This is a genomic window from Stenotrophomonas maltophilia (genome assembly GCF_003970865.1).
In the GTDB taxonomy this organism is placed as follows: domain Bacteria; phylum Pseudomonadota; class Gammaproteobacteria; order Xanthomonadales; family Xanthomonadaceae; genus Stenotrophomonas; species Stenotrophomonas maltophilia_AR.
The window spans coordinates 1-1,721 of the sequence record NZ_RXLZ01000135.1; the positions used below are offsets into that span (position 1 = coordinate 1).

A 1,721-nucleotide genomic window follows, 5' to 3' on the forward strand; every position below is an offset into this window, starting at 1 on the left:
TTTTTTTTTTTTTCAAGGGCCCGGCCCCCGGCGGGGAGCCAGCGGGGGGGGCGGGGGGGGGGTTCAGGGTGTAAAAGGGCCGGGCCCCGGCTCCCCCACCCCAGCCACCGCCACCGGCAAAGCGGCCCGGGTGGCCTGAGAGCATGGCCACAATCAGGCCTACGACGCCTGCCAGGCCACTGGCCAGCAGCGTGGACGTGAACAGGAACGCCGCCAGCGCCGCACCGGCACCGCCGAGCAGGCCACGCAGCGGTCGCGGCACGCGCGAGAACACGCCGCGCAGGATGCTGCCGGCGAACACACCGATGAACAGCGCCAGGAACCAGGTATCACCGCCACCGCTGGGCTCACGCCCGCGATGGCCACTGACCGGTGCCGGCAGCGTTTCCCCGTCGATCAGCTTGACCAGCACCGCCGTGGCGTCGGTGATGCCACCGGCGTAGTCGCCGCTGCGGAAGCGCGGCACCAGGTATTCCTGGATGACCCGGTTGGCGATGGCATCGGGAATCGCGCCTTCCAGGCCGTAGCCCGGCTCGATGCGCACGCGCCGGTCGTCCTTGGCCACCACCAGCAGCACCCCGTCATCCACGCCCTTGCGGCCGATCTGCCACTGGTCGAAGACCCGCGTGGTGTACTGCGCGATGTCTTCCGGCTGGGTGGTGGGCACCACCAGCACCTGCAGCTGGCTGCCCTTGCGCTGCTGCAGTTCGATCGCCTGCTGCGCCAGCGCCTGCTTCTGCGCGGCGTCCAGCGTGCCGGTGGTATCGACCACCGGCGAATCCAGCGCAGGAACCGGCGCCAGCTGCTGCGCATGCGAGGCCAGCGGCAGCCACAGCAGCAGGGCCAGCAGCGCAGTGGCCAGGCGCATCGATCAGGTCCCCGGCTGCGGTGCCGGCTGCTGCTGCGGCGCGTTGCCGAAATCGACCGCCGGCGCGTTGGAGATCTGCGCCTCGTTTTCCACCGTGAAGTTCGGCTTGGTCTTGTAGCCGAAGATCTTGGCAGTGATCACCTGCGGGAACGAGCGGATGTAGGTGTTGTAGTCCTGTACCTGCTGGATGTAACGGCCGCGGGCGACGGTGACCCGGTTCTCGGTACCTTCCAGCTGCGCCTGCAGGTCGCGGAAGTTCTGGTTGGACTTCAGCTCCGGGTAGTTCTCGGTGACCACCAGCAGCCGCGACAGCGCGCTGCCCAGTTCGCCCTGGGCCTGCTGGAACTGCTTGAGCGAGGCCTCGTCATCGGCGTTGACGTTGATCTGGCCCACACGCGAACGGGCGTTGGTGACTTCGGTCAGCACGCGCTCTTCCTGGCTGGCGAAGCCCTTCACGGTCTGCACCAGGTTGGGCACCAGGTCGGCGCGGCGCTTGTACTGGTTGATGACCTCCGACCAGCTGGCCTTGACCGCTTCATCCTTCTGCTGGATGGCGTTGTAGCCGCAGCCGGAGAGCAGGGAGGCCAGCAGCATCAGGGGCAGGACACGGGTGAACAGGCGCATGGCGGACGTTCCAGGTGGACTTGGCGCCGAGCATGCCACGGTTCGGGTGAAAGACCGGCCATCGGGCGCCGCCCCCTCCGCGGTGGTTGGCGAGGAAGCGTTATCGGCGGTCCCTTATACACACCTGACCCGGCCGACTAGCTTACGCGTTTAGTACGCGGGGGGGCGGGGCGGCAAAAAAAAAAAAAAAAAAAAAAAAAACAAAGAAAACAGACATCGGGAAAAAAAA

General features: G+C 66.5%; 2 protein-coding genes. Both read right to left on the reverse strand.

The window, feature by feature from the left end; translation table 11 throughout:
• Nucleotides 1-868 (reverse strand): TPM domain-containing protein (locus EKL94_RS22055; protein WP_260473488.1); only part of this gene is annotated, 868 nt, incomplete at its 3' end.
• A 3-nt stretch (nt 869-871) separates the two neighbouring features.
• Nucleotides 872-1,492, reverse strand: coding sequence for a LemA family protein (locus EKL94_RS22060; RefSeq protein WP_126930640.1), 621 nt, complete (start codon nt 1,490-1,492; stop codon nt 872-874).
• Nucleotides 1,493-1,721: the final 229 nt, after the last annotated feature.